6 protein-coding genes are annotated in these 4220 nt (G+C 73.5%); 4 read left to right on the forward strand and 2 right to left on the reverse strand.

From position 1 onward, the window contains the following. The first annotated feature begins 152 nt into the window (after nt 1-152). A complete protein-coding gene (locus tag ACFRAC_RS34735) occupies nt 153-410 on the forward strand; it encodes a hypothetical protein (protein ID WP_382938556.1) in 258 nt (85 codons plus the stop codon). A gap of 26 nt (nt 411-436) precedes the next feature. On the opposite strand, the gene ACFRAC_RS34740 is transcribed toward ACFRAC_RS34735, so the two are convergent. Beyond that, on the reverse strand, nt 437-1321 hold the full coding sequence (locus ACFRAC_RS34740; protein WP_382938559.1) for an NAD-dependent protein deacetylase: 885 nt from the start codon (nt 1319-1321) through the stop codon (nt 437-439). 369 nt (nt 1322-1690) lie between these two features. On the opposite strand from ACFRAC_RS34740, the gene ACFRAC_RS34745 reads away from it, so the two are divergent. Beyond that, complete coding sequence (locus tag ACFRAC_RS34745; RefSeq protein ID WP_382938637.1) at nt 1691-1876, forward strand: hypothetical protein; 186 nt, start codon at nt 1691-1693, stop codon at nt 1874-1876. Here the strand turns inward: ACFRAC_RS34745 and ACFRAC_RS34750 are convergent. Then, complete coding sequence (locus ACFRAC_RS34750; protein ID WP_382938563.1) at nt 1797-2147, reverse strand: DUF6510 family protein; 351 nt, start codon at nt 2145-2147, stop codon at nt 1797-1799. The genes ACFRAC_RS34745 and ACFRAC_RS34750 overlap by 80 nt on opposite strands. 151 nt (nt 2148-2298) lie before the next feature. On the opposite strand from ACFRAC_RS34750, the gene ACFRAC_RS34755 reads away from it, so the two are divergent. Together ACFRAC_RS34755 and ACFRAC_RS34760 are read left to right on the forward strand one after the other, a co-directional pair. Further along, the gene (locus tag ACFRAC_RS34755; protein WP_382938565.1) at nt 2299-3588 is read left to right on the forward strand and encodes a molybdopterin-dependent oxidoreductase; all 1290 of its coding nucleotides are present in this window, start codon (nt 2299-2301) and stop codon (nt 3586-3588) included. Next, a complete protein-coding gene (locus tag ACFRAC_RS34760; protein WP_382938570.1) occupies nt 3585-4103 on the forward strand; it encodes a hypothetical protein in 519 nt (172 codons plus the stop codon). The genes ACFRAC_RS34755 and ACFRAC_RS34760 overlap by 4 nt, the downstream gene beginning before the upstream one ends. Nucleotides 4104-4220 lie beyond the last annotated feature (117 nt).

Here is a 4220-nt window from a genome sequence, read left to right on the forward strand (position 1 = left end):
GCGCGAAGAAACAGGAAGCCACGGAATCCCCACCGGAAACCGTGCCGCATAGCGGCACAGCAACCGGTCAGGAAGGCCAGAATCCTCGGGCTTCAGCCCGAGGAGCAAGTCAATGTCGGCTTTCACCGATCCGGTACGACCAGGAGGCCCTCATGGCCGAGCAGCCCCTCAAAGCGCACTTCGTGGCCGAGCCGATCGAGCTTCCCGACGGCCGTCGGATCCGCGTCAGCGCCTACCCCGACGGCAGCATCCGCTTCAGCGTGGACGGACTGCCGTACGTCCTCACCGAGGCGTATCTGAGCGGGAACCCGGAGACCGACAAGGCGATCGTGAAGCTCTCACCCGGCAGACAGGGGAGCGCCGCGGCGTACAACTACGCCGAGGAACTGGCCGAGCGGAACCGCGCGTAGAAGCAGAGGGGAGCCCGCCGCCTGCCTCAGACGACCTGGACGTCCAGGCGCGCGGCCACGGACGTGAGGGCCGGGCCTAGGGGGAGTGCGACCCGGGTGACGGCGTGCCGGTCGCCGCGGGTCGGGTCCCGGTTGACGATCAGGACCGGCTTGCCCGCCTCGGCGGCCCGCCGTACGAACCGCAGCCCGGACATCACCGTCAGCGAGGAGCCCAGGACCAGCAGCGACGCCGCCTCGTCGACCAGCGTGCGGCAGTGCTCGACCCGCGTTGGGGGCACGTTCTCGCCGAAGAACACCACGTCCGGCTTGAGAATGCCGCCGCAGCGCGTGCAGGGCAGGACCTGGAAGTCCTGGACCTGCTCGTCGGTGAGGTCGGCGTCGCCGTCCGGGTTGATCGTGGCGGCCACCGGGTCGAAGCCCGCGTTGGCCTCCTCGAGCCGGAGGGCGAGTTCGGCGCGCGGGCTGTACGTCCCGCAGGACAGGCAGATCACCCGCTGGAGGCTCCCGTGCAGCTCCAGGGCGTCCGCGCTGCCTGCGGCCTGGTGCAGACCGTCGACGTTCTGGGTGATCACGCCCCTCAGCAGACCGTGTCGGCCGAACGCGGCCACGGCCCGGTGGCCGGCGTTGGGGTGGGCCCGCCCGAAGGTGCGCCAGCCGAGGTGGCTGCGCGCCCAGTACCGGCGCCGGGCCGGGGCGCTGGACGTGAACTCCTGGTACGTCATCGGGGTGTGGCGGCTGAGGCTGCCGCCCTCGCCCCGGTAGTCGGGGATGCCGGACTCGGTGGAGATGCCCGCCCCGCTGAGCACCAGCACCCCGCCCGTGTCCAGGGCGTCGACGACCGGACCGAGGTCCGTGGTGCCGGCCGGCCAGTCCTCGGCCGGCGTCCAGACGAGAGTGGGGCGCATCCGCATGCCGCAAGAGTACGCAGCGGCGCCGCCCGACGGTCCGTGCCCCAGCGCCGCAGGAGCTCCCCGCCCGCCCAGGACGGCGGCCCAGCGTCCAGGTGAGGCCCGGTCCTGGCCGGCTCGTCCGCGCCGAGCGGGGCGGGAGCGACCGCGCGGCCCTCCGTGGCCAGTCCCCGCCCGCCCCGGTGGGCCCAGTCCACGCGGAGGTCGGCGGCCGTACGGCGTCACCGTCGCGGCGGGGCATCTTCGGCGCGGAGCGCCGGTGCCGGCCGGGTGGGACGAGCGGGATCCCCTGGAAGGCCGGGCCGCGAGCCGCGGCTCCCCGGTAGCCGTCCTCGATCCCGAGCGCGGTCTCACGACGGTGGGCAGGAGGCCGTGGGGCATGGTCGGGCCGACCGGCTGGGCGGGTGGCCGGACGTCGGGTCCCTCGTGTCACGGACGACGATCTCGTGCCGGTTCTCCGGCCAGGGGGCGGCCGCCGTCATCGACCGCGTGGTGGCCGGTGAGGGACCGCTGCGCCTGCCGCTCGGCTCGGGCTCGCACGCCTACGCCGAGGTGTAGGCGCTCGGAAGCGGAAGGCGCCCTCCGCGCCGCCCGGTGTGAGCCAGGTGTCCTCCTCGTGGCGGACCAGGCGCAGCGCCACCCGGGAGCAGTGGGCGCAGCGCGCGGTCAGGCCGGGGTCCGGCCCGCACACGTGCAGGACGTGGAACGCCTGCGGCCGTGGAATCCGGGTGAAAATGAACCCACGACTCGTCTCCCCGAACGGTGACACGTCAGCCCGCGCGGAGGACCCATTCCTCGCACTATTCGGCAGACGGTCGCCGTCGGCCACTTGCCGGCCGCCGCCCGTCCGGGACGGGCGGCGTCAGACTTCCGTCACCTCGGCAAAACCATCCCTTGGCGGTCGGCGCCCTACTGTCCGAGACAGTCAGCCCTGCCGCCCTGCCGCCCTGCCGCCCTGTCGAGAGCCGAGGCCCGCTCCCATGACCGACCGACGTGCCCTGCTGGACCGGTTGCCCGTGTCCCCGCGCTTCTGGCGCAGCCCCCTGCGTGGGACATGGCTGACGTCCGTGCTCGGAGTCGTCCTGCTGGCCGGGGTGCCGCTGCTGTTCGTGACGGGCCTGCTCTCGTACGCCGCGTACAACCCCGATCTGTCGCCGCTGAACGACAGGACACCGGACAAGGGCCTGCTGGGCTTCTACCTGTTCTCCTGGCCGACCGATCCGCACTGGCTGTACCGGGTCACCCAGGGCGTCCACGTCGCCGTGGGCGTGGCGCTGATCCCGGTACTGCTGGCCAAGCTGTGGTCGGTCGTCCCCCGGTTCTTCGCCCTGCCGCCCGTGCGGTCCGTGGCCCAGGCGCTGGAACGCCTGTCCCTGCTGTTCCTGGTCGGCGGCGGCCTGTTCACCTTCCTCACCGGGGTCCTCAACATCCAGCTCGACTACGTCTTCCCCGGCTCCTTCTACCGTCTGCACTTCTACGGCGCCTGGGTCTTCTTCGCCGCCTTCGCGGCCCACGCCGCGCTGCGCGTCCCGCAGACCGTGCGCACCCTCCGGCAGCGCGGCGGCCCGGTCGCCTACGTCCGCTCCACGACGTCACCGGCCCCCGCCGCGTCCGACGAGCTGGCCGCACCCGACCCGGCGTCGCCGACCCTCTCGCGGCGCGGACTGGCCGCACTCGTCGGAGGCTCCTCACTGCTGCTGCTCCTCACCACGGCCGGCCAGAGCATCGGCGGGCCGCTGCGCCGCACCGCGCTGTTCGCGCCGCACGGCGGCGGTGACCCCGGAGGAGGACCCGACGGCTTCCAGATCAACAAGCCGGCCGCCCTCGCCGGCGTCACCGACGCGCAGACCGGAGAGGCGTGGCAGCTCGTGGTGACCGGCTCCCGAGGTCAAGTACGCCTGTCACGGGCGGAGTTGCTGGCGATGGCCCAGCATTCCGCCGCCCTGCCCATCGCCTGCGTCGAGGGATGGTCGACGGAGGACCAGCACTGGCGCGGCGTACGGCTGCGCGATCTGGCCGCCCTGGTCGGGTACGAGCCGGAGGACGCACCGGACGTCCTGGTGGAGTCCCTGCAACTGCGCGGCTCCTTCCGCCGGGCCGCCCTGCGTCACAACCAGGTGCGCGACCCCCGCTCCCTCCTCGCCCTCCAGGTCAACGGCGCCGACCTGTCGCCCGACCACGGCTACCCGGCCCGCGTCATCGTTCCGGCGGCCCCGGGCGTCCTCAACACGAAGTGGGTCGCCCGGCTGTCCTTCGGGAGGGTGCGGTGACGAACACCCCGGATCCCGCGCCGTCCCCGCGCGGCGCGGGACTGTGGTGGCGCCGCTGGTACGGGGCGGGCCCCGGCCACCTGCTGCTGACCGCCGCCTCGCTGGTCCTGGTCTGCTACGCGGGCCTGCGCCTGCTGGACGCGGACGAGTGGATCACGGTGGTGTACTGGGTGGTGGGCGCGGCCCTGGTGCACGACCTGCTCCTCGTCCCCCTGTACGCGGCGATCGACCGGGGCCTGCGCGCACTGCTCGCCCCGCACCTGGTCAACCACGTGCGCTGGCCCGCCACCGCCTCCGCCCTGCTGCTCCTTGTGTGGTTCCCGCTGATCAGCGGGAGCGTGGACCGCTACGAGCGCGCCACCCTGCTGCCCGCCGGCGTCTTCCTCGTCCGCTGGCTCCTCGTGACGGCGGCGCTGTTCGCCCTCTCCCTGGCCGTGGCGGCGCCGCGCGCCCTGCGGCGCCGCCGGCGTAACCGAGGCGGGGACGTGAACGCCCCTGCTACGGAGCCGCGTTGAGCAGGTCCAGCGCGCTCTGCTGACGCGCCGCGTCCACCGTGTCGACGGGCCCCGACCAGCGCAGTCCGTACTGGTCGAGCGGGGTGCGGTCACCGCTGTACGCGCGGTCGGCCTGGC

The sequence above is a fragment of the Streptomyces sp. NPDC056628 genome (genome assembly GCF_042792555.1).
Lineage (GTDB): Bacteria > Actinomycetota > Actinomycetes > Streptomycetales > Streptomycetaceae > Streptomyces.

Bases quoted from the DNA above. Each gene is read 5' to 3' on its own strand.
- ACFRAC_RS34735 (WP_382938556.1), top strand. From the start codon at position 153: ATGGCCGAGCAGCCCCTCAAAGCGCACTTCGTGGCCGAGCCGATCGAG.
- ACFRAC_RS34740 (WP_382938559.1), bottom strand. From the start codon at position 1,321: ATGCGGATGCGCCCCACTCTCGTCTGGACGCCGGCCGAGGACTGGCCG.
- ACFRAC_RS34755 (WP_382938565.1), top strand. From the start codon at position 2,299: ATGACCGACCGACGTGCCCTGCTGGACCGGTTGCCCGTGTCCCCGCGC.